Genomic DNA, 22,268 nt, shown 5'->3' with positions numbered 1-22,268 from the left:
TAGTGCCCGTTACTATTGTGAACGCGGATGATTCCCTGAAATGTTCGACGATTATCTAAGCTGGAAACCCTTTTTCGAGATCGTGCCGATGGAGCATGGCGACTGCGTCGATATCGCTGCGCTGCACGCGACGCGCTTTCCACGCGCCTGGAACGACGGCGAATTTTCCGGTCTTTTGAGCCAGTCCAGCGTTTTCGGCGCGGTCGCCCGCCAGACGAATGCCTTTTTCAGCAAGCCCTTGGGGGGCTTCGTGCTGTCGCGCGAGGCGGGCGGTGAGGCGGAAATCCTCACCATCGCAGTTTCCGACAAGTTTGCGCGTGTCGGCCTTGGCTGGCGGCTGATGCAGACGGCCATGCGCGAAGCGTCGATGCGCGGTGCCGAAACCATGTTTCTGGAGGTCGATGGTGCCAATGGTTCGGCCATCGGCCTCTATCAGAAGCTTGGATTCAAGACGGTTGCGGAACGTCGGGCCTATTACACCGCCAAGGATGGCACGAAATCCATGGCGCTTGTCATGCGGCGCGATCTTCGCTAGTTCGTGATGCAAGTTAACCGAGCGCAGTGGCGCATTCCAACGGACGAGCCTGGAAGACGAGACGTGATAGACCTTTCAAAAACGCTGGAAGAATTATGTGCCGAGCGCGGTATGCGCATGACGGATCAGCGCCGCGTCATTGCGCGTGTCCTTCAGGAATCGGCTGATCACCCGGATGTCGAAGAACTCTATCGCCGCTCCTCCGCTGTCGATCCCCGCATTTCGATTTCCACTGTCTACCGCACGGTCAAGCTGTTTGAAGATGCGGGCATTATTGAACGACACGACTTTCGTGATGGTCGCTCGCGTTACGAGACGATGCCGGAAGAACACCACGATCACCTCATCGACCTCAAGCACGGTGTGGTGATCGAGTTTCACTCTCCCGAAATCGAAGCGTTGCAGGAAAAGATTGCCCGCGAGCATGGCTTCAAGCTGGTGGACCACCGGCTTGAACTCTATGGTGTGCCGTTGAAGCCCGAAGAGCGTTAGGCGAAACGGGCTGCGGAGCAGGTGAAGCGATGATGTGGCTGCGGGTTATCTATCTGGTTGTCCTGATGTCGCTAGTCACGCTGGTTCTGTTACCGGTGCAAGTGCTTGGCCTGTTTTTCGATTGGCCCCTCCGTCGCACGTTGCCGAGAGTATGGCACAGGTTTGCCTGCCACGCGCTGGGCATCAAGGTCCACGTTCACGGCAGCGTCGAGAGCGCAACGCCGCTGTTGCTGGTGGTGAACCACGTCTCCTGGAAAGATATCATGATACTCGGCAGCATTGCCGACGTGGCCTTCATCGCCAAGACAGAAGTGCGGGACTGGCCGGTTTTCGGCCTGTTGGCACGGCTGCAAAAAACCATCTTCATAGCGCGTGAACAAAAGCGCAGCGCAGGCGCGCAGGTCAACGAGATCGCCGAGCGGTTGGCTGCCGGTGAAATCGTCGTTCTGTTTCCCGAAGGCACGACGTCTGATGGCAATCGTCTTCTCACCGTCAAATCCTCGCTTTTCGGCGCGGCTTCGAGCGCGGCAGAGCAGGTACCGGGGCGCATCGTTCATGTGCAGCCGGTTGCGATTGCCTATACCGGCATTCAAGGCATGGCGATGGGCCGATATCACCGCAGCGTTGCCGCTTGGCCGGGCAGCTTGGAGCTTCTGCCCTCGCTCTTCGGTCTGCTGAAGGCAGGTGCTATCGATGTCGATGTGTCCTTCGGCGAAGCGATCCCTTTCCGCGCGGGTGATAATCGCAAAGCCTTGAGCACTGAGTCGACCCTGGCAATCCGGTCCATGCTGAATTTTTCTCTGCGCGGCGGCTGGCGAAAGTCCCGCTGATCCCGCATTTTTCTATTTAATATAGCGACCGAAATCATTAGATAAGCGTCATGACCCAGGAAATGATTGGCCTAGAGGCCGCCCCGCTTGCCCTCCGCGAAGGTGCAAACAGCCGCAAGGTCTTCATCAAGACCTATGGCTGTCAGATGAACGTCTACGATTCCGTGCGCATGAGCGATGCTCTGGCCAAGGATGGCTACGTGCAGACCGAAGACATGGGCGACGCCGATCTGGTTCTTCTCAACACCTGTCACATCCGCGAAAAGGCAGCCGAGAAGGTCTATTCCGCGCTTGGCCGTCTGCGGGATATGAAGAAGACCCGTGAAGAACAGGGCCGCGAATTCGTCATCGGCGTTGCCGGTTGCGTGGCTCAGGCAGAAGGCGAGGAAATTCTTCGCCGCGCGCCTGCCGTGGATGTCGTCATCGGTCCCCAGACCTATCATCGCCTGCCGGATGCCCTGAAGCGTGTTCGCGGCGGGGAACGGGTCATCGAAACGGACTATGCGGTCGAAGACAAGTTCGAGCATTTGCCGCTGGCGGAAAAGCAAACGCTGCGCAGCCGCGGTGTCACCGCGTTTTTGACGGTGCAGGAAGGCTGCGATAAATTCTGTACCTTCTGTGTCGTGCCGTATACGCGCGGATCGGAAGTATCGCGTCCGGTACGGCAGATCGTTGACGAAGCGATGAAGCTTGTCGATGCCGGTGTGCGAGAAATCACGCTACTCGGCCAGAACGTCAATGCATGGCGCGGCACGGGTGCTGCGGGAGAACAGCTGGGCCTGGCCGAGTTGCTGTATAAACTGGCGGAAATTCCCGGCCTTGCGCGGTTGAGATACACGACCAGCCATCCGCGCGATATGGATGAGCAGCTGATCGGCGCCCATCGTGATTTGCGCATTTTGATGCCGTATCTGCATCTGCCTGTTCAGTCCGGCTCGGATCGTATTCTGAAAGCCATGAACCGCCGTCACACGGGTGATGAATATATTAGGCTTATCGAAAGAATTCGTTCTGCCCGCCCTGATATCGCCATGTCGGGAGACTTTATTGTTGGCTTCCCGGGCGAGACGGATCGGGATTTCGATGATACGCTCGCTCTCGTAGAACAGGTGAAATACGCACAGGCATTTTCGTTCAAATATTCCACGCGACCGGGAACGCCCGGTGCCGATTTGACTGATCAGGTGCCTGAAGAGGTCAAGGCTGAACGGCTGGAACGCCTGCAAGCCTTGTTGTTGAAACAGCAGCACGAATTTGCCGGTTCGCTGGTCGGCAAGACGATGGATGTGTTGCTGGAAAAGCCCGGTCGGATGCCAGGACAATTAATCGGTAGATCTCCCTGGCTTCAATCTGTGAATCTTGATGCAAACGACATGAAAATCGGCGACATTATTCATGTACGAATCACCGCAACGGGTCCAAACAGCTTGTTTGCCGAGGTGGCATAAAGCTAGAGTGAGGAACCGACACTGATTAGGACGGGAGCCTGACCGCTTGAACGCACACGAATTGGTATCACCCCCATCGCGCCAGCCACGCACAGCCGCGACCGACGCCAATCACTTCGTCCTCACGTTCGAGAATAACAGGATAGCCGGAGAGCTATTCGGTCAGTTCGATCAAAACCTCAAATTGCTGGAGCAAAAGCTCAATATCGATGCCCGCCCGCGCGGAAACTCGGTAGCCATCACCGGCGATGTCGTCGCCATCAATCAGGCGCGACGCGCGCTGGATTCGCTCTATGAGAGACTGCTGAAGGGCGGCACGGTGGAGGTTTCCGACGTCGAAGGTGCCATTCGCATGGCGATGGCCGCTGACGATCAGCTGACCCTTCCGACGATGGAACGCAAAGCCAAGATATCGATGGCTCAGATTTCCACGCGCAAAAAGACCATCGCTGCCCGCACGCCGACGCAGGATGTTTATATGCGGGCGTTGGAGCAGTCCGAGTTGGTCTTCGGTGTTGGTCCTGCCGGTACGGGCAAGACCTATCTCGCCGTCGCCCACGCAGCGCAACTGCTGGAGCGGGGCGTGGTGGATCGCATCATCCTGTCGCGTCCAGCCGTCGAAGCCGGTGAGCGCCTTGGCTTTCTGCCCGGCGATATGAAGGAGAAGGTCGATCCTTACCTTCGTCCGCTTTACGACGCGCTTTACGACATGATGCCGGGTGACAAGGTGGAGCGTGCCATTCAGGCAGGCGTCATCGAAATCGCGCCGCTGGCTTTCATGCGCGGACGCACGCTTGCCAATGCTGCCGTCATTCTCGATGAGGCGCAGAACACCACGACGATGCAGATGAAGATGTTTCTGACGCGTCTGGGTGAAAACGGCCGCATGATCGTGACCGGTGACCCAAGCCAGGTGGACTTGCCGCGCGGCGTGAAATCTGGCCTCGTGGAAGCCCTTCAAATCCTGCCGGATGTCGAGGGCGTATCGGTCGTCCGCTTCAAGGATGTGGACGTCGTTCGCCATCCGATGGTCGCACGTATCGTCCGCGCCTACGAAGCCCAGACGGCGGTGCCGGACGAGAGCCTGCCCAGAGGCGCATGAAGCAGAACGATGACGTTACTGGATATTCAGATCAGCGTAGAGGCTGAGCGCTGGTCTTCTGAAGAAGAATTGCTGACATTCAGCAGCCAGGTTTTAAATCCGGCTGCTGAATTCTTGCGGGAAAAGGAAGAGCAGCCTTTTCCAAAGATGCCAACGGAACTGTCTCTGGTTTTCACCGACGACGCGGCAATTCGCGAAATCAATGCGGAATGGCGTGACAAGGACAAGGCAACCAATGTGCTGTCTTTTCCCGCCTATCCGCTGGAACCCGGCGGTATGCCGGGCCCGATGCTGGGTGATATCGTCATCGCCCACGAGACCGTCGCCCGCGAGGCTCTTGATCTGGAAAAGAGTTTCGAGGATCATCTGACCCATCTTCTGGTGCATGGATTCCTGCACCTCTTTGGTTACGATCACATCGAAACCGATGAAGCTGAAGAAATGGAAGGGCTCGAGACTCGCATTTTGGCGGCGCTTGGTCTATCTGATCCGTATGCGGGACAAGACCCGCTTTGATTTAACAGTTTGGGACCATGAACGAACATTCTGCAAGGCCGCCCCAGGAGGGCAAAGAAACCGGGGAGCAATCCTCATCGGAGGAGGGCAGTAGTCCCTTACGTCAGGACTACCAGGCCAAACCCAGAGCCACGCTCTGGTCTCGCATTTCGCGGCTGTTGAAGCCGTCGCAGGGCGAGCGTCTTCGTGAAGACATTACGGACGCGTTGATGACCGATACGGAAATCGGTGCCGCGTTCACGCCCGAAGAGCGGGCGATGCTCAACAATATTCTACGCTTCAGGGAAGTCCGGGTCGAGGATATCATGATCCCGCGTGCCGATATCGACGGGCTGGATCAGGACATGACCATCGGCGAAGCGATGATCCTGTTTGAGGAAACCGGGCGCTCCCGCATGCCGGTTTACGATGAAACGCTGGATAACCCCAAGGGCATGATCCACATTCGCGACCTCTTGTCCTTCATCGGCAAGCAGGCCCGCAACAAACGTCGAGTCGGTTCCCGCCAGACGACGAATGCCGAAGGCAAGGTGACCAAATCACCGCGCGCCAACTTCGACCTCGCCCGTGTCGATCTGGAAAAGACGCTGGCGGAAGCCGGTATCATCAGAAAAATTCTTTTCGCACCGCCGTCCATGCTGGCGTCCAGCCTGTTGAAAACCATGCAGGCTCAGCGCACGCAGCTTGCGCTCATCATTGATGAGTATGGCGGCACGGATGGTCTCGTGAGCCACGAAGACATCGTGGAGATGGTTGTCGGCGATATCGATGACGAGCACGACAAGGACGAGACGATGTTCTCACGCCTGTCTGCGGATGTCCTGATTGCCGATGCCCGCGCAGAATTGACCGAACTTGCCGAGGCCATTGGCCACGATTTCGATGTGCGTGAGCATATCGAGGAGATCGATACGCTGGGCGGACTGATCTTTTTTGCGCTTGGCCGTATCCCGGTCAAAGGCGAAGTCGTTCGTGCGGTCGCAGGTTTCGAGTTCCACATTCTCGATGCCGACTCCCGTCGCATCAAGGGCGTACGCATCGTTCGCAACCAATCCTCGGAAGGTGAGGACGATCAGGCTCCGGCGGATGCCGTCGTTCTGGCGCTGCCGCCACCATCACAAAGCCATGCCGATAACGCCACTGCTTAAACAAAGACGTTGATAGATTCTGAATGGCCGTAGAATAATGATTCTACGGCCATTCTGTTTTTGGAACGACGTCATCCTGTGACGCGGGATGCTGTGGACGTGCGGTTTTTTTTACAGTAAATCCCGTTGAACAGACGGTGTCGCCTCCCGTGTATCTTGTGTCGGATGGTGCCTTAAAAAGGTGGAGACTAAGATGGAGCGACTGGCGGGCAGGATCATGCTGAGCAGTGGTTTTGGCCGTGTTGCCATGACCATCGGTGCCGGTGCCATCGGTGCTCTTGCGTTTCCACCCTTCGGCTTTTTCGCGTCTCTGTTCGTCTCGTTCACGCTGCTCGTCTGGCTGATCGATGGTGCCACGGGCAATCCCGATGGCGGCCTGTGGTCGCGTGGCTGGAAAACCTTCATAATCGGCTGGCTGTTCGGGTTCGGCTACTTCGTGGCGGGGCTGTGGTGGCTTGGCAACGCCCTGCTTCTGGAAGCCGACGAGTTTGCCTGGGCTTTGCCGCTCGCCATCCTTGGATTGCCCGCCTGCCTCGCCATCTTCTACGGCTTCGCCGTCATGCTCGCCAATCTGCTCTGGTCGGACGGATGGGGACGGATCGCCGCTTTGGCCGCGGCCTTCGGCCTGATCGAATGGCTGCGCAGTTTCGTGCTGACGGGGTTTCCGTGGAATACGGTCGGCTACGGGCTGATGCCGTTCCCTTTGATGATGCAGACATCGAACCTCATCGGCATATTCGGCATGTCGATGCTGGCGGTTTTCATATTCTCCAGTCCGGCGCTACTTGGGACGAAAAAAGGCTTGCTTCCGGGGCTTGGTATCGCGCTTCTCATGATGGCGCTGCATCTCGGATATGGTGCCTATCGCCTGCAGCAGCCATTGAACTCAGACAGTGATGCGCTGACGGTCAGGATCGTACAGCCGGGGATCGACCAATCCCGCAAGATGCTGAATGCCGACCGCGCTGAGATATTCAAGGAACATCTACGCCTGTCAGCACTGCCGGTGAAGGACGGCGAGAAGCGCCCAGACATCATTGTCTGGCCGGAAACCTCCGTACCCTTCATTCTGACGCAGAACCCGGATGCGCTGGAAGAGATCGCCAAGACACTGGACGATGGGCAGATATTGCTGACCGGTGCAGTGCGCATGGAAGATGCGGGTGCAGGACACGCGCCGCGCTATTACAATTCCGTCTATGCCATCGATAGTCAGGGGCAGATCATCGGGGCCACGGACAAGGTGCATCTTGTACCTTTCGGAGAATACGTGCCGTTCGAAAACGTGCTGAGAAACTTCGGCATCGACAATCTGATCAGCTTGCCCGGCGGCTTCTCGCCAGCCGCAACGCGCGAGCCGATCACGCTGCCTTCTGGCCAGAAACTGGACTCGTTCATCTGCTACGAGATCATCTTTCCCGGCGAGGTGCCCGCCGATATCGCCACGTCGACGGCGATCGTCAACGTGACGAATGACGGCTGGTTCGGCGATACGCCGGGTCCTTACCAGCATCTTCAGCAGGCTAGAATACGCGCTGTGGAAACCGGCATTCCGGTGATTCGTGCAGCCAATACCGGCATTTCAGCCATTATCGACCCTCTGGGGCGAATTGCCGCAGGTCTTGACTACGGTCAAAAGGGAATGATCGATTCCACTTTAAGTGGTGCCGCCACTGGCGCGTTCATTGGAGATATGCGACAGATACACTTTTGGTTGTTCTTTGGAATATTGCTCGTGTGCGCGGTGATTGCTCGGACTGGTTTGATGAAATCGAAGAATTGACCAAAAACCCCTAAAATTGCATAGTGAACTTGTTAGGTTGCACAACGCACGTGATATGTTTCGTGCGGCGACAATCCTACTATTCAGGATTTGAACAGGCGTGTAGTCGATAACCCGAATAAACTGAATGTCAGGACCACGACAATGACAGAGAACAAGAAGAAGCCAAACCCGATCGACATTCACGTCGGAAGCCGTATTCGCCTCCGCCGCACGATGCTGGGCATGAGCCAGGAAAAGCTGGGCGAAAGCCTCGGCATCACATTTCAGCAGATTCAGAAATACGAAAAAGGGACGAACCGCGTCGGCGCCAGCCGTTTGCAGAACATCTCTGGAATTCTCAATGTCCCCGTGTCGTTCTTCTTTGAAGATGCGCCGGGCGATCAGGGCGTCAGCGCCACCGGCATGGCCGAGGCAAACAGCTCCAACTACGTCGTGGACTTCCTGTCCTCGTCCGAAGGGCTCCAGCTGAACCGCGCCTTCGTCAAGATCAACGACCCGAAGGTTCGCCGCCGTCTCGTGGATCTGGTCAAGGCGCTCGCTGCCGAAGGCGACGCGGAATAACGCATTTACCATTGTGCGATTTTTAAAACGGTCCCTCGGGGCCGTTTTTTATTGCGTAAGGATGAGTTAGGAATTCCGATATAAAGATATATTTATGTCGTTGTGTCCTTGTTTTTTTCGAGCAATGTGACTAACAACGATGACCGTTTCTTTGAGGGGAATCCCGCATGCGTGCCAATTACCTATTCACCAGCGAGTCCGTTGCTGAAGGTCACCCTGACAAGGTTTGTGACCGCATTTCCGATGAAATCGTCGATCTGATCTATCGCGAAGCCGCCAAGACCGGGGTCGATCCCTGGACGGTGCGAATCGCCTGCGAGACCCTTGCAACGACGAACCGCGTGATCATCGCCGGTGAAGTGCGTGTTCCCGACACGCTGTTGAAGAAGGACAAAGACGGCTCCGTGTTCAAGGACGCGAGCGGCCATCCCGTCATCAACCCCGCCAAGTTCAAGGCTGCTGCCCGCAAGGCCATCCGTGATATCGGCTACGAGCAGGACGGCTTCCACTGGAAGACGGCCAAGATCGATGTGCTGCTGCACCCGCAGTCTGCCGACATTGCGCAGGGCGTGGACAACGCCTCCGACAAGCAGGGCGACGAAGGCGCTGGCGACCAGGGCATCATGTTCGGTTACGCCTGCAAGGAAACGCCGGACCTGATGCCGGCACCGATCTATTATTCGCACCGCATTCTCCAGCTTCTGGCCACTGCCCGCAAGAGCGGCGAAGGCGAAGCAGCCAAGCTCGGCCCCGATGCCAAGAGCCAGGTGACCGTGCGTTACGTCGATGGCAAGGCTTCTGAGGCCGTCTCGATCGTGCTTTCCACGCAGCATCTTGATGCCAGCTGGGACTCCAAGAAGGTTCGCTCGGTCGTCGAGCCCTACATCCGCGAAGCGCTGGGCGAATTGAAGATCGCCGACGATTGCCAGTGGTACATCAACCCGACAGGCAAGTTCGTGATCGGTGGTCCTGATGGCGACGCTGGCCTGACCGGCCGCAAGATCATCGTTGACACCTACGGCGGTGCAGCCCCTCACGGCGGCGGTGCATTCTCCGGCAAGGACACGACCAAGGTCGACCGTTCCGCAGCATATGCTGCCCGCTACATTGCCAAGAACGTCGTGGCCGCAGGATTGGCAGAGCGTTGCACGATCCAGCTGTCCTACGCCATCGGCGTTGCACAGCCCCTGTCGGTCTATGTCGATTTCCACCAGACGGGTAAGATGAGCGAAGACGAAGTCGAAGCCGCGATCCGCAAGGTCATCGACCTCTCGCCATCGGGCATTCGTCGTCACCTCGACCTCAACAAGCCGATCTACGCCAAGACCTCGTCCTACGGCCATTTCGGTCGCAAGGCCGGTCGTGACGGCTCCTTCTCCTGGGAGAAGCTGGATCTGGTCAAGCCGCTCAAGGATGCATTGAAAGCCGCTTAAGGCTTGTCAATCGCTACCGATTGAGAGATACGGTCTGAACGTTTTGAAACCCGCACCGCGCAGTTGAACAGGCGCGGTGCGGGTTATCCATTTTGTCTGAGAGTGTTGAAATGACGGAAGAGCGGCGTTCACGCGCAACGGAAGCGTTTTTTGGTCGGCGCAAGGGCAAGCCACTGCGCAACCAGCAGGTCGATACGATCGAAAACCTTTTGCCGTTGCTGAAGGTCGATCTTGAGACGCAGCCGCCTAAAAATCTCGCTGCGCTGTTTCCCGCCGATGTGAAAACCATCCGCCTCGAAATCGGCTTTGGTGGCGGTGAACACCTCATTCACCGCGCCTCCGAAGATCCTGCCACCGGTTTCATCGGCGTCGAGCCCTTCGTCAATTCCATGGCGAAGCTTCTGGGCAGCGTGAAAGAGCGCGAGCTGATGAACATCCGCCTCTATGATGATGATGCAACGCAACTGCTCGACTGGCTGCCGGATGCCTGCATCGACCACATTGATCTGCTCTATCCCGACCCTTGGCCGAAGAAGAAGCACTGGAAGCGCCGTTTCGTGTCAGACGTCAATCTGGCGCGGTTTCATCGTGTGCTGAAACCCGGAGCAAAATTCTGCTTCGCCTCGGATATCGACACCTACATCAACTGGACGCTTCAGCATTGCGCCAGCCATGGCGGGTTCGAGTGGACGGCGCAGGTAGCTGCCGACTGGACGACGCCGTTCGATACTTGGCCGGGCACGCGTTACGAGAACAAGGCGAAGCGCGAGGGGCGCAGCTCCGCCTATCTCACCTTCATCCGAACCTGAGTTTAGATTTTAGCATCCACCTCGGATGCGACCGGAATGGATGGCTGCGCGCCGGGCTTTGTGCAGGCCAGCGAACCGGCAACGGCGGCGCGGCGAAGTGCTGCCTCAAAATCGAGACCGGCATCGAGGCTCGCGGCCAGATAACCGCAGAACGTATCACCCGCACCGACCGTATCGACGGGCTCGATCTTCAGGCCCTTGGCCTTCACCAGCTTGCCATTGCGAATGGCGATCACCCCTTCCGCACCCAGCGTGACGATGAGGGTCTGGCCGGTCTCGTCGTGAAGTGCGGCGAGTTCCTTTTCCCGCTGGTCAGCGGAAAGACCGCTTTTGCCGATCAGCAATTCGAACTCGGTTTCGTTGGCAATGACGACATCCGCCAGTCGCGACAGGCGCTGCGCCTCGGATGTCAGCGGCGCGGTGTTGATGAGCGTGGTGACGCGCTTTGCCTTGGCGGCCTTGAGTGCTGCTTCGATGGCCTCGGCTGGTATTTCGAATTGCAACATCAGGATATCGCCTGCCATCATTTCGGAGACGGTACGCTCCGCATCGGCTGCCGACACTTCACCATTGGCGGCGGGGATAACCGAGATCATGTTTTCACCGCCCTCACCAATCAGGATGACGGCGGTTCCGGTCGGCACGGCAACGGACTTGACCAGCGACAAATCGGTTCTGGCATCGCGAAGAAGGGTGAGCGCCGGGGCTGCAAAGGCGTCATCGCCAACGGCACCCGCCATTTTCACTGTGGCACCGGCGCGTTTCGCTGCCAGCGCCTGATTGGCGCCCTTGCCACCGGCTGCGGTGGAGAAAGTCTTGCCGGTCACGGTTTCACCCGGCTTGGGCAGGCGGTCGGAAATGGCAACGAGGTCCATGTTGATGGAGCCGAAAACTGTGATCATGCGGGTCATTCCATAAGGGGCAAAAACGAAGGCGACTTTGCCGAGTGGATCACTCGTCGTCAACCACCCTCAGCTTGGTGGCACCGGCGCGCACATCCGCGATGCGCCGCAACTGCTCGGCCTCAAGATGGGCGATTTCCTTTTGCGACGGCGCGAAATCGAGGCTTTCGATCTTGATGCCACGTGCCAAGACCTTGTCGGACGAGGTCAGCATCATGTCCACGTCCTTCTGCACCAGCCCAAAATGCGCCTGCAATTTGCGCGTCCGCTCATCCAGACGCCGCACATCGTCCATCAGCATCGCGACTTCGCCTTGAATGAGATGCGCCTGTTCGCGCATGCGCTGGTCTTTCAACACCGACTGGATGACCTGTACCGACAGCATCAACAGCGATGGCGAAACGATGACGACGCGGGACCGGTGCGCGCGCTGCACGAGGTTTTCGAAGTGTTGATGAATATCGGCAAAGATGGATTCAGAGGGCACGAAAATGAAGGCGGTGTCCTGGGTTTCGCCGGAGATCAGATATTTGTCCGCGACATCGCGGATATGCACTTCCATATCGCGACGGAACTGCTGGGTGGCGGCGCGTTTGGCCTCTGGCGCATCATCGGCCTTCAGCGCATTCCAGGCTTCCAGCGGAAACTTGGCGTCGATGACCAACGGCGGTGCATTGTTCGGCATTCTGATGGTGCAATCAGGCCGAAAGCCGTTCGAAAGTGTGGGCTGCAAACTGTATGAACCCGAGGGCAGGGCGTCGGCAATCAGCGCTTCCATACGCGCTTGGCCAAAAGCCCCGCGTGTCTGCTTGTTGTTGAGAATGGCCTGAAGGCCGATCACGTCCTTGGCCAAATCCTGAATATTCCCCTGCGCGGCGTCGATGACGGCGAGGCGTTCCTGCAATTTACTGAGATTTTCGTGCGTCGAGCGGGTCTGCTCCGTCAAAGTGGTGCCGATGCGCTGCGACATGCCGTCCAGCCGGTCGTTCAGCGTCTGGCTCATCTCGTTCTGGCGGGCGCTGAGGCTCTCCGTCATGGCAGCGATGCGGCCATGCAGTTCCGATTGGGTTCTGAGAAGCTCGGTGATTTCGTCACGTGATTGATCGGGCACGGGCGGTTTGCGCCACATCATCGCCGCAGCCACCAGACAACCCGCTATGAGAATGCCGAGGAGAGCGCCAACCGATATCTGGAGGCTGCCAAGACTGAAAGCTGTCGTACCAAGCGCATTTAGATCGATGTTCATAGCCAAATCTAACAGATTCCGTGTGATTCGTCAGATCAAAACAAGAACATTTCTGGGGCGTAAATGAGTCCCGTTTGCTGCTGCTCATGTCGCTAATATTGGCCTTTATTTTTTGTTTCCTCCAAAGATGAGATGCGTTATGGGGAAGCCATGACGATCAAACCTCTTATTATTTTGCCTGATCCACTGCTGCGCCAGCAATCCAAGCCCATCGAACAGGTGGATGCCGAGATCACGCGTCTGGCCGACGACATGCTGGACACGATGTATGATGCGCCGGGTATCGGCCTTGCCGCAATCCAGATCGGCGTGCCGCGCCGCATGCTGGTCATCGACATCTCGCGCGAAGACGAAGACCGCAATCCGGTTGTGTTCATCAACCCGGAAATTCTCAAAGTGTCGGACGATGTGTCGGCCTATGAGGAGGGCTGTCTGTCCATTCCCGACTATTACGCCGAGGTGGAGCGCCCGGCTTCGCTGACGGTTGGCTATATCGATCGCGATGGCAAAAAGCAGACCGTGGAAGCCGATGGCCTTTTGGCGACCTGCCTGCAACATGAAATGGACCATCTGAACGGTGTTCTGTTCATCGACCACATTTCCCGCCTGAAACGGGATATGGTCATCAAGAAATTCACCAAAGCGGCCCGCGCAAAAATCTGATCTGCCTGTCTACAAGCATTGGCAGATCAGGCGACAGGGCAGGGGGCGAGCATGGCACTGCGCATCATTTTCATGGGAACGCCGGAATTTTCCGTTCCCACCCTGCGCGCGCTGGTCGATGCGGGCCACAAGATCGCCGCCGTCTATACACAGCCGCCCCGGCCCGGTGGTCGTCGCGGGCTCGATCTCCAGAAATCGCCCGTGCATCAGGCCGCCGAACTGCTCGGTATTCCGGTTTTGACGCCGCTGAATTTCAAGGCCGAAGAAGACCGGGCGGAATTCAAGGCGTTCAACGCAGACGTGGCCGTCGTCGTCGCCTATGGCCTGCTGCTGCCTGAGGCCATTTTGAACGGCACCCGACTTGGCTGCTACAATGGCCATGCCTCGCTGTTGCCACGCTGGCGCGGTGCCGCCCCCATTCAGCGCGCCATCATGGCTGGAGATACCGAAACCGGCATGATGGTAATGCAGATGGAAAAGGGGTTGGATACTGGCCCCGTGGCTCTGACGGCAAAGGTTGCCATCGGTCCGAACATGACCGCTGGCGAATTGCATGACAGCCTGATGCTGGCGGGTGCGCGGCTGATGCGCGAAGCGATGCTGAAGCTGGAAGATAATGACTTGCCGCTGACACCGCAGGCGGAAGAGGGCGTTGTCTACGCCGCCAAGATCGACAAGGCCGAGACCCGCATCAATTTCTCCTGGTCCAGCCAGGATGTGCACAATCACATTCGCGGCCTTTCGCCCTTCCCCGGCGCATGGTTCGAAATGCAGATCGGCGGCAAGGCCGAACGCGTGAAGGTGCTGGAAACCGAATTGGCGAGCGGCATGGGCGAGGCGGGGTCCGTTCTGTACGGTGACCTGACCATCGCCTGCGGAAGTGGTGCGGTGCGGCTGGTGCGTCTGCAAAAGGCAGGCGGCAAGTCGATGTCTGCTCAGGATTTTCTGCGTGGCACTCCCGTTGCTGTCGGAACGAGGCTCGGCTGATGCCACGCTTCCGCATGACCGTCGAATATGATGGTTCACCCTATTTCGGCTGGCAGCGGCAGACCAATGGTCCGTCCGTGCAAGGTGCACTGGAAGCAGCCGTCCTGTCGCTGACAACGGAAGTCGTGAGCTTTCGCGGCGCGGGCCGTACTGATTCCGGCGTTCACGCCAAGGGGCAGGTCGTGCATGTCGATCTCACCCGCACCTGGGAGCCTTACAAGCTGCGCAACGCGTTGAATGCGCATCTGGCCATGGCGGGAGAGGCTGTCTCGGTTCTGGACGTGGAAGCAGTAACAGAGGATTTCGACGCCCGCTTTTCAGCGCTGCGCCGCCATTACCTCTACCGTATCATCTGCCGCAAATCGCGGCTGGCGCTGGAACACAAGCGAGCCTGGTGGGTGTCGAAAGACCTCGACCACGAGGCCATGCATGCGGCAGCCCAGACGCTGGTCGGTCGGCATGATTTCACCACCTTCCGCTCCGTTCACTGCCAGGCCAACAGCCCGGTCAGAACGCTCGACCGGCTGGATGTGACGCGCGACGGCGACCTGATCGAAATACGCGCGACGGCGCAAAGCTTTCTGCACAATCAGATCCGCTCCTTTGCCGGCACGCTGAAACTGGCCGGTGACGGCGGCATGACGGTTGAAGACGTGAAGGCAGCACTGGATGCGCGCGACCGCAAGGCCTGCGGCCCTGTCGCCCCGCCGGATGGCCTCTATTTCATGCAGGTGGATTATCCCGATATAATACCGCCACGGAAACCCAGACCGGAGACGACCAATGACGGTGACGATCTATCATAACCCCGCCTGCGGCACCTCGCGAAACACGCTTGCCATGATCCGTCAATCCGGCGAAGAACCTGTCATCATCGAATACCTGAAGACGCCGCCGTCGCGCGATGAGATCGTCTCTCTTGCAGAAAAGATCGGCGTTCCGCTGCGCAGCCTTCTGAGGGAAAAAGGCACGCCCTATGCGGAGCTTGGCCTTTCGGACGAGAGTTTGAGCGATGATGCCTTGCTGAATGCCATCGAAGCGCATCCTATCCTGCTAAACCGGCCTATCGTGGTGACGGACAAGGGCGCGCGTCTCTGCCGCCCTTCGGAACTGGTGCTGGACATTCTGGCCGATGGCAGCATCGGTAGGTTCACCAAGGAAGATGGCGAGGTTGTCTGAACGCTGATTTTTGCAGAAGCCAGGCGAAAGTAGGCGTGGCGGGTTTGGCTTACCCCCTCTGTCCTGCCGGACATCTCCCCCACAGGTGGGGAGATCGAATCGTGGCTAGCTCTCGCGCATCTTGAAGGCCGCGGATAAAGTGGGGAGCGTGCATCTAGCCAATCTCCCTCCTTGTGGGGGAGATGTCCGGCAGGACAGAGGGGGGTAAGCCAAACCCGACACCGCCTATAATGAAAAGATTCACACCCCAAGCGTCAGCTCGGATAGACGCCCAGAAAGCGTTGCAGCACTTCCGACAGGATCATGCCGGGAATGAGCAGCGTCATGACGAGTGCCGCGACCAACAGCGGCTGGTCCCGCACGAAGAATTTGACGATGCGGGAAAAGCTGAACACCAGCGCCAGCAGCAGCGAGAACCACAGGATCGCCACCAACCCCTGCAAGGAGGGAACCAGAAGTGCGATCAGGATCAGCGTGGCATAGGCATAGGAAAAAGGCAGCGATAGCCAGTTGGCGACGACCACGAGCGCCGGAAACTTTTGTCTTGCACCGAATGCCACCAGCAGAAATCCGATGAGGATCAGCGGCACCATCCAGCAGATGGCCTCGACCATCGCCAGCCGCAGGAAGAAGATGGCCCCGGTGCCGACACCCTTCGGCAGGACGGAAACATAGGCTTCATGCCACCAGTACCAGGACAGCGCCATGGACGGCAGGCACCAGAGCGCCGCATAAAACGACCGCCCCACGCCCCGATCCGTCAAATCCAGCAACCGCCCCCCGGCCGGATCGCCCAGAAACAGCAGCCACAGGCCTCTGACGTATAGGGTTATCTCGTTATACGACGGCATGGCTGAACCAGCGTTCGATGAAGACCTCGTAGATGCGGGTCAGCGTTTCCAAGTCCGCGACGGCGACGCGCTCGTCCACCATGTGCATGGTCTGGCCGACGAGACCGAATTCCACCACCGGGCAGTAATCCTTTATGAAACGGGCATCCGACGTGCCGCCTGTCGTTGATAGCTTCGGCTCCTTGCCGGTGACTTCTGCCACCGCACCCGAAAGCGAGGAGATGAGCGCGTTGTTGCGGGTCAGAAAGACGTGGGATGGGCGGTCGGCCCAGATGATGTCGTAGTTGACCGGCGAGCGATCCGGGCGCAGCACGCCGTCGGCGGCAGCCTCATCCAGACGGCGGATGATTTCGGCGCGTAGTGTCTCTGCCGTCCATGTATCGTTGAAACGGATGTTGAAGGCAGCCGTCGCCTTGGACGGGATGACGTTGGTGGCAGCATTGCCGGTGTCGATGGTGGTGACTTCGAGGTTGGATGGCTGGAAATTATCCGTGCCGGCATCGAAGGGCGGGTCCATCAGCGCCTGGGTCAATTGCAGCATGCCGCGAAGCGGATTGTCGGCGAGATGTGGATAGGCCGCGTGGCCCTGAACGCCATGGACGACGAGTCGGCCCGAGAGCGAGCCGCGGCGACCGATCTTGATCATGTCACCCAGCTGATCCGGGTTGGTGGGTTCCCCCACCACGCAGGCGTCCCATGTCTCGCCCTTGGCGGTCGCCCATTCCAGAAGCTTGGAGGTGCCGTTGATCGATGGTCCCTCTTCATCGCCGGTGATGAGGAAGGAGACGGAGCCCTGGGGTTTCCCGTGTTTTTCGATATGGCGGGCGATGGCCGCGACGAAGCAGGCGATGCCGCCCTTCATATCGACCGCACCGCGCCCGAACATCTCACCATCTGCAATTTCTGCGGCAAAAGGCGGGTGGGTCCAGGCGGTCTCATCACCCACGGGCACGACATCGGTGTGACCCGCAAACATCAGATGAGGGCCTTTGTCACCAAGCCGTGCATAGAGATTTTCGACGTCAGGCGTTCCCTCTTCCGTCGCCGTGACGCGTTCCACCGCAAAGCCTAGTGGGCTCAGCAGCGTGTCGAGCAGCGTAAGCGCTCCACCTTCCGCTGGTGTCACCGACGGGCAACGGATGAGGGCAGCGAGATTGGCGACGGGATCGGTGGCGTTCATGGGTCAGTCTACTTCTATCAGTCGCGCAGCAACTCATTGATGCCGGTCTTGGAGCGGGTCTTCTCATCGACAGTCTTGACGATAACGGCGCAATAGAGGCTCGGGCCCATCTCGCCATTGGGGAACGGCTTGCCCGGCATGGTGCCAGCAACGACGACCGAGTAAGGCGGCACTTCGCCATAGGTGATTGAGCCGGTGGCGCGATCCACGATCTTGGTGGACTTGCCGATGAACACGCCCATGCCGAGAACCGCACCTTCGCGAATGATGCAGCCCTCGACGACTTCCGAACGTGCGCCGATGAAACAATTGTCTTCGATGATGGTCGGACCGGCCTGAAGTGGTTCCAGAACACCGCCGATTCCGACGCCGCCGGACAGGTGCACGTTCTTGCCGATCTGCGCGCAGGAGCCGACGGTTGCCCATGTATCGACCATGGTGGCTTCATCGACGTAGGCACCGAGATTGACGAAGGACGGCATCAGGACGACGTTCTTAGCCACATAGGCAGAGCGGCGCACGACCGCATTCGGCACCGCGCGAAAACCTGCGGCGCGGAACTGGTTTTCGCCCCAGTTCTCGAACTTGGACGGCACCTTGTCCCACCAGGTGGATTCGCCGGGGCCGCCGGTGACGATCTCCATGTCGTTGAGACGGAAGGAGAGCAGAACGGCCTTTTTCAGCCACTGGTTCACGGTCCAGTGTCCATCGGCCTGTTTTTCGGCAACGCGCACCTGGCCAGCATCGAGCAGGTTCAGCGCAGTTTCAACGGCATCACGAATTTCGCCTTTGGTCGATATGTTGACGCCGTCGCGGTTGTCGAATGCGGTTTCGATGATTGTTTCAAGGGAGCCGAGATCCGAGATGCTCATGAGAATTCCTTAAACTTCGCTGACTATCGTCACATACAGGGAAATATCCGCACCGCTGGCCGGACATGGTCAATTGCTCTAAGCGAGTGTTTCAAGGGCGTCAATGTGATTTGGCGCGGGCAGACGAAAGGCATGGACATGGCAAAACTGAAAAATGGCAAGTTGCGGCGCAAGGACGGCGTGTGGGACCCTTTGAAATCCAGTTCGGATGACAAGCAGCGCGCGGAAGGTCTGCCGAAAACCCCGCAATCGGCCTCGCCCTCTTATCGTTTGGCCTATGCCGATACCGATTTCCTGTGCCGCGAAGAGTTGCGCCCCATCCGGCTGCAGCTGGAACTGATGAAGCCGGAAATGATCCTGACCGAGCGCGGCATCAAATCCACCGTCGTGTTGTTTGGCGGTGCGCGCATTCCCGAACCGGGCGGCAAGGCCTGGGCAGCGCGCAACGAAACGCAGAGGAAGAACCTGGAAGCTGCCTCGGTTTATTATGACGAGGCCCGCAAATTCGCCAAGCTCTGCGCCGGTGAATCTGAAAAGCACAATCACCGCGAATATGTCGTGATGACAGGTGGCGGACCCGGCGTGATGGAGGCGGGCAATCGCGGTGCATCGGAAGCCGGTGCCCCGTCAATCGGCCTCAACATTCTGCTGCCGCACGAGCAGGCACCCAACCCGCATGTGACGCCGGAACTCAGCTTCAACTTCCACTATTTCGCCATCCGCAAGATGCATTTTCTGATGCGCGCCAAGGCGGTCGTGGTGTTTCCCGGCGGCTTCGGTACCATGGATGAGCTGTTTGAAACGCTGACGCTGATCCAGACCAAGCGCATGGCACCCATCCCGCTCATCCTGTTCGGTGAAGCCTTCTGGCGCTCGATCATCAATTTCGAAGCGCTGGCTGATTTCGGAACGATTGCGCCCGATGATATGGAGCTGCTGCATTTCTGCGAAACCGCTGAGGATGCGTGGAAGGTTGTTGCGGATTTTTATGAGCTTTGAGCCTTCGAAGGCCCGCACGACGCCCACCAACTCGTCATCCTCGGCCTTGTGCCGAGGATCTAACGAACCACAACATCAAACGTGATTAGACCCTCGGGACAAGCCCGAGGGTGACGAAGGAGAGGGGCGCACCGTCAAATCCGCGCAAATCGCTCCGTCAACAGCGCGAAGAAACCATCCGCATCCACATCGCGCATGACACGGGCATTCGGTTCGCGGCCCGTGACCTTCCACCAGTCGACAACCGTCATGCCGATGGTGAGTTCGGAATTCACCTCGATCTCGACGTTGCAATCGCGGCCATCGAAGAGTTCCGGCTTGATGAGATAGGCGATTACGGTTGGGTCATGCAGCGGACCGCCGTCGGAGCCGTATTTTTCCACGTCGAAACGCTCGAAAAACTCCAGCATCTCCGCCATGGCAATCGCGGGGCGGGTGCCGATATCGCGGATGGCGGCAACGCGGGCCTTGGTGGTCAAAAGCTTGTGCGTCACATCGAGTGGCATCATGACCAGCGGGATGCCGGAGCGGAACACGATGTCGGCGGCCTGCGGATCGACATAGATGTTGAATTCGGCGGCGGGCGTGATGTTGCCGCCCTCGAAGAAACCGCCGCCCATCAGCACCAGTTCTTTCACGCGCGGCGCAATATCTGGTGCCTTCTGCAAGGCGGTGGCGATGTTTGTCAGTGCGCCCAAGGTGCAGAGCGTGATGGTACCTTCCGGCTCGCGGCGGATCGTCTCGATAATGAAGTCGATGGCGTTTTGCGATTGTGCCTCAAGTACCGGCTCCGGCAAGGTCGGGCCGTCCAGCCCAGTGCTGCCGTGAACGTGCTCGGCGGTAATCGGCGCGCGGACCAGCGGGCGCTCGCAGCCTTCATAGACAGGGATTTCGGTGCGGTCGCACAGTTCCAGCATGATGCGAATGTTGCGGCTGGTCAGCTTCAGCGGCACGTTGCCCGCAACGGCACACAGACCGATAACTTCGATTTCATCCGGGCTCGCCAAGGCCAGCATGATGGCGGCGGCGTCGTCCTGCCCTGGATCGGTGTCGATGATGATTTTTCTGCGCTCGGCCATGATTGTCCTGTTTTTAAATGACACGCCTTTTCAAGCCTGTTTCGGAGCCTTGTCAAGCACGCGGCGGTTCAGACTTTTCGCGTCGTGCCGTTCTTGCGTTGCAAACCGCATATTCCCATATGAAGGCATGCCGCCGTAAACGGGGCACAGGATCGTCGCTTGGGTACAAGGACTGAACAGATGAGTCGCATGACACCTTTCACGCACCCGCTGATGCTGGGTTTCGATGCCATGGAAAAAACGCTGGAGCGCATGGCAAAGGCGAATGATGGTTATCCCCCCTACAATATCGAACGCCTCGCAGCCGAGGGAAGCAGCCCGGAACGCCTGCGTATCACCATTGCGGTGGCGGGATTTTCCGAAGACGATCTGGAGGTGACGACGGCTGACAATCAGCTCGTGATCCGTGGACGCCAGCAGGAACAGGATGCGAAGGACTACCTTTATCGCGGTATTGCCGCGCGGCAGTTCCAACGGGTTTTCGTGCTCGCGGATGGCATGCAGGTCAATGATGCGCGTCTGCGCAACGGGTTACTGTCCATCGATCTGACGCGCCCTGAAATCTCCAACGTGGTGAAGAAAATTAACATTTCCGTCTCACAGTAGGATTCTGACGCCAAACGATTCATCACGTCGCTGCGTCTTAAGAATGTGGAGGCTGAAATATGCTCTTGAAAGAAGCGCACGCGCGTTTGACCAAGTCACAGCTGGCTCATATCGGGGCAGGCGAAGTCGGATACATCAGAAAAATGCGTGCCGAAGAAGTGAACCGTTGTTTTCCCGAGGCACCCAATATCGATCCCGGCCTTGATCTCTGGGCGCTGTTCGGCGCGGATGGTACGCCGATCCTTCTGACCGACAACCGCTCCAGCACCTTCTTCAAGGCCGCCGAAGACGAGCTTCGCACCATCAGCGTGCACTGAAAGTTTTTCAATAGATCATGTCTAGGCGCCCTCGGGCGCCTCTTGCGTTTGCCTTACATAACGTCTTCGGGCGGTCTGCCGGGGCGGGGGTGATAACGCGGAAAGGTCCAGCCGAAGATCAGTGCACCGCTTCTGATCGCGAATGCCGTGAGAACCCCAGCGGCGGACGCGGCCAAAAGCGGCAGGCCTATGGCATGGGCGGCTGTGAAAACGCAGGCTCCTGCCAAAGCGCAGCTGATATAAACCTCTGGCCGCAGCAAAACGGATGGCTCACCGGCCAATATGTCACGAAGAACGCCGCCGAATGTTGCGGTCAAGGTGCCCGTCACGATCGCCACGGTGGGTGATCCGCTAGCTGCAAGTCCTTTTGCGGCGCCCATGACGCAATAGGCCGAGAGACCGATAGCGTCGAGCCAGATCAGCAGCTTGTACCGCGATTCCATCAGGTGTGCAGTCAGGTAGACCAACGCCGCGATAACGACACAGACGAGAATATAGGTCGGGTTGACCACCCAGAAGACCGGCGCGCGGCCCAACACCAGATCTCGCAGCGTACCGCCGCCAATGCCGGTGACGGCGGCAAAAAACAGAAATCCGATAAGGTCCAGCTGTTTGCGCGAGGCGGCAAGTGCGCCGGTTGCGGCAAAAACGGCAACGCCCGCATAATCGAGAAAGGCCAGAAGGGTCATAGGCAGGCGCTCCTCAAATATGTGGCGCAGGGTCAGTG

General features: G+C 58.4%; 25 protein-coding genes. 18 read left to right on the top strand and 7 right to left on the bottom strand.

Translation table 11 applies throughout. The features are described from left to right. Window positions 1-40: 40 nt before the first annotated feature. From QRN55_RS18245 to trmB, 11 genes are all read left to right on the top strand, one after another. A complete protein-coding gene (locus tag QRN55_RS18245; protein ID WP_233122324.1) occupies window positions 41-535 on the top strand; it encodes a GNAT family N-acetyltransferase in 495 nt (164 codons plus the stop codon). A gap of 63 nt (window positions 536-598) precedes the next feature. Then, complete coding sequence (locus QRN55_RS18240; protein WP_111840115.1) at window positions 599-1,027, top strand: Fur family transcriptional regulator; 429 nt, start codon at window positions 599-601, stop codon at window positions 1,025-1,027. Between the two features lie 29 nt (window positions 1,028-1,056). Then, window positions 1,057-1,857 carry a lyso-ornithine lipid O-acyltransferase gene (olsA, locus tag QRN55_RS18235; RefSeq protein WP_284777776.1) on the top strand — a complete coding sequence of 267 codons (801 nt, stop codon included), beginning with the start codon at window positions 1,057-1,059 and terminating at the stop codon, window positions 1,855-1,857. Between the two features lie 50 nt (window positions 1,858-1,907). Then, window positions 1,908-3,305: a tRNA (N6-isopentenyl adenosine(37)-C2)-methylthiotransferase MiaB gene (gene miaB / locus QRN55_RS18230; protein ID WP_284777775.1), complete on the top strand. Its 1,398-nt coding sequence runs from the start codon at window positions 1,908-1,910 to the stop codon at window positions 3,303-3,305. 46 nt (window positions 3,306-3,351) lie between these two features. Continuing rightward, window positions 3,352-4,407: a PhoH family protein gene (locus tag QRN55_RS18225; protein ID WP_111840112.1), complete on the top strand. Its 1,056-nt coding sequence runs from the start codon at window positions 3,352-3,354 to the stop codon at window positions 4,405-4,407. Window positions 4,408-4,416: 9 nt separating this feature from the next. Beyond that, entirely contained in the window at window positions 4,417-4,923 is a 507-nt protein-coding gene (gene ybeY / locus QRN55_RS18220) for an rRNA maturation RNase YbeY (protein WP_112497867.1), read from the top strand. Window positions 4,924-4,940: 17 nt separating this feature from the next. After that, window positions 4,941-6,071, top strand: coding sequence for a hemolysin family protein (locus tag QRN55_RS18215; RefSeq protein ID WP_111840110.1), 1,131 nt, complete (start codon window positions 4,941-4,943; stop codon window positions 6,069-6,071). Between the two features lie 193 nt (window positions 6,072-6,264). After that, the gene (gene lnt / locus QRN55_RS18210; protein WP_284777774.1) at window positions 6,265-7,854 is read left to right on the top strand and encodes an apolipoprotein N-acyltransferase; all 1,590 of its coding nucleotides are present in this window, start codon (window positions 6,265-6,267) and stop codon (window positions 7,852-7,854) included. A gap of 144 nt (window positions 7,855-7,998) precedes the next feature. Further along, window positions 7,999-8,418: a helix-turn-helix domain-containing protein gene (locus QRN55_RS18205; RefSeq protein ID WP_111840108.1), complete on the top strand. Its 420-nt coding sequence runs from the start codon at window positions 7,999-8,001 to the stop codon at window positions 8,416-8,418. A gap of 167 nt (window positions 8,419-8,585) precedes the next feature. Further along, on the top strand, window positions 8,586-9,851 hold the full coding sequence (gene metK, locus QRN55_RS18200; RefSeq protein ID WP_065700006.1) for a methionine adenosyltransferase: 1,266 nt from the start codon (window positions 8,586-8,588) through the stop codon (window positions 9,849-9,851). A gap of 110 nt (window positions 9,852-9,961) precedes the next feature. Beyond that, window positions 9,962-10,660 carry a tRNA (guanine(46)-N(7))-methyltransferase TrmB gene (gene trmB / locus QRN55_RS18195; RefSeq protein ID WP_284777858.1) on the top strand — a complete coding sequence of 233 codons (699 nt, stop codon included), beginning with the start codon at window positions 9,962-9,964 and terminating at the stop codon, window positions 10,658-10,660. A gap of 2 nt (window positions 10,661-10,662) precedes the next feature. Here trmB and QRN55_RS18190 read toward each other — a convergent pair whose 3' ends face one another. Both QRN55_RS18190 and QRN55_RS18185 read right to left on the bottom strand, forming a co-directional pair. Then, entirely contained in the window at window positions 10,663-11,562 is a 900-nt protein-coding gene (locus QRN55_RS18190; protein ID WP_284777773.1) for a ribokinase, read from the bottom strand. Window positions 11,563-11,611: 49 nt separating this feature from the next. After that, window positions 11,612-12,808, bottom strand: a complete 1,197-nt coding sequence (locus QRN55_RS18185; RefSeq protein WP_112497863.1) for a DNA recombination protein RmuC — start codon at window positions 12,806-12,808, stop codon at window positions 11,612-11,614. 150 nt (window positions 12,809-12,958) lie between these two features. Between QRN55_RS18185 and def the strand changes: the two genes are divergently transcribed. From def to arsC, 4 genes are read left to right on the top strand one after another with little or no spacing between them, the layout of a single operon-like run. Then, complete coding sequence (gene def / locus QRN55_RS18180) at window positions 12,959-13,471, top strand: peptide deformylase (protein WP_045230237.1); 513 nt, start codon at window positions 12,959-12,961, stop codon at window positions 13,469-13,471. Between the two features lie 51 nt (window positions 13,472-13,522). Further along, complete coding sequence (gene fmt / locus QRN55_RS18175; RefSeq protein ID WP_284777772.1) at window positions 13,523-14,458, top strand: methionyl-tRNA formyltransferase; 936 nt, start codon at window positions 13,523-13,525, stop codon at window positions 14,456-14,458. Further along, entirely contained in the window at window positions 14,458-15,264 is an 807-nt protein-coding gene (gene truA, locus QRN55_RS18170; RefSeq protein WP_284777771.1) for a tRNA pseudouridine(38-40) synthase TruA, read from the top strand. The genes fmt and truA overlap by 1 nt, the downstream gene beginning before the upstream one ends. Continuing rightward, entirely contained in the window at window positions 15,242-15,637 is a 396-nt protein-coding gene (gene arsC / locus QRN55_RS18165) for an arsenate reductase (glutaredoxin) (RefSeq protein WP_284777770.1), read from the top strand. Before truA ends, arsC begins: the two co-directional genes overlap by 23 nt. A 254-nt stretch (window positions 15,638-15,891) precedes the next feature. On the opposite strand, the gene QRN55_RS18160 is transcribed toward arsC, so the two are convergent. Genes QRN55_RS18160 through dapD form a run of 3 tightly spaced genes read right to left on the bottom strand, consistent with a single transcriptional unit; the run spans window position 15,892 to window position 18,540 of the window. After that, the gene (locus tag QRN55_RS18160; RefSeq protein WP_045230117.1) at window positions 15,892-16,488 is read right to left on the bottom strand and encodes a spermidine synthase family protein; all 597 of its coding nucleotides are present in this window, start codon (window positions 16,486-16,488) and stop codon (window positions 15,892-15,894) included. Further along, window positions 16,475-17,668 (bottom strand): succinyl-diaminopimelate desuccinylase, encoded by a 1,194-nt coding sequence (dapE, locus tag QRN55_RS18155; RefSeq protein ID WP_284777769.1) that lies wholly within the window; start codon window positions 17,666-17,668, stop codon window positions 16,475-16,477. The genes QRN55_RS18160 and dapE overlap by 14 nt, the downstream gene beginning before the upstream one ends. Before the next feature lie 17 nt (window positions 17,669-17,685). After that, on the bottom strand, window positions 17,686-18,540 hold the full coding sequence (gene dapD, locus QRN55_RS18150; RefSeq protein ID WP_284777768.1) for a 2,3,4,5-tetrahydropyridine-2,6-dicarboxylate N-succinyltransferase: 855 nt from the start codon (window positions 18,538-18,540) through the stop codon (window positions 17,686-17,688). 138 nt (window positions 18,541-18,678) lie between these two features. On the opposite strand from dapD, the gene QRN55_RS18145 reads away from it, so the two are divergent. Further along, on the top strand, window positions 18,679-19,539 hold the full coding sequence (locus QRN55_RS18145; RefSeq protein ID WP_284777767.1) for an LOG family protein: 861 nt from the start codon (window positions 18,679-18,681) through the stop codon (window positions 19,537-19,539). Window positions 19,540-19,673: 134 nt separating this feature from the next. Here QRN55_RS18145 and QRN55_RS18140 read toward each other — a convergent pair whose 3' ends face one another. Continuing rightward, complete coding sequence (locus QRN55_RS18140) at window positions 19,674-20,618, bottom strand: nucleoside hydrolase (protein WP_284777766.1); 945 nt, start codon at window positions 20,616-20,618, stop codon at window positions 19,674-19,676. A gap of 180 nt (window positions 20,619-20,798) precedes the next feature. Between QRN55_RS18140 and QRN55_RS18135 the strand changes: the two genes are divergently transcribed. Together QRN55_RS18135 and QRN55_RS18130 are read left to right on the top strand one after the other, a co-directional pair. After that, window positions 20,799-21,224, top strand: coding sequence for an Hsp20 family protein (locus QRN55_RS18135; protein ID WP_284777765.1), 426 nt, complete (start codon window positions 20,799-20,801; stop codon window positions 21,222-21,224). Between the two features lie 59 nt (window positions 21,225-21,283). After that, the gene (locus QRN55_RS18130) at window positions 21,284-21,541 is read left to right on the top strand and encodes a BQ00720 family protein (RefSeq protein ID WP_062587710.1); all 258 of its coding nucleotides are present in this window, start codon (window positions 21,284-21,286) and stop codon (window positions 21,539-21,541) included. 53 nt (window positions 21,542-21,594) lie between these two features. Here QRN55_RS18130 and QRN55_RS18125 read toward each other — a convergent pair whose 3' ends face one another. Continuing rightward, window positions 21,595-22,230 carry a trimeric intracellular cation channel family protein gene (locus QRN55_RS18125; protein ID WP_111840096.1) on the bottom strand — a complete coding sequence of 212 codons (636 nt, stop codon included), beginning with the start codon at window positions 22,228-22,230 and terminating at the stop codon, window positions 21,595-21,597. Window positions 22,231-22,268: the final 38 nt, after the last annotated feature.

Origin of the sequence: Agrobacterium sp. lyk4-40-TYG-31 (assembly GCF_030209855.1) — a bacterium.
GTDB lineage: Bacteria > Pseudomonadota > Alphaproteobacteria > Rhizobiales > Rhizobiaceae > Agrobacterium > Agrobacterium vaccinii.
This window is presented reverse-complemented; position numbering and strand designations above follow the sequence as displayed.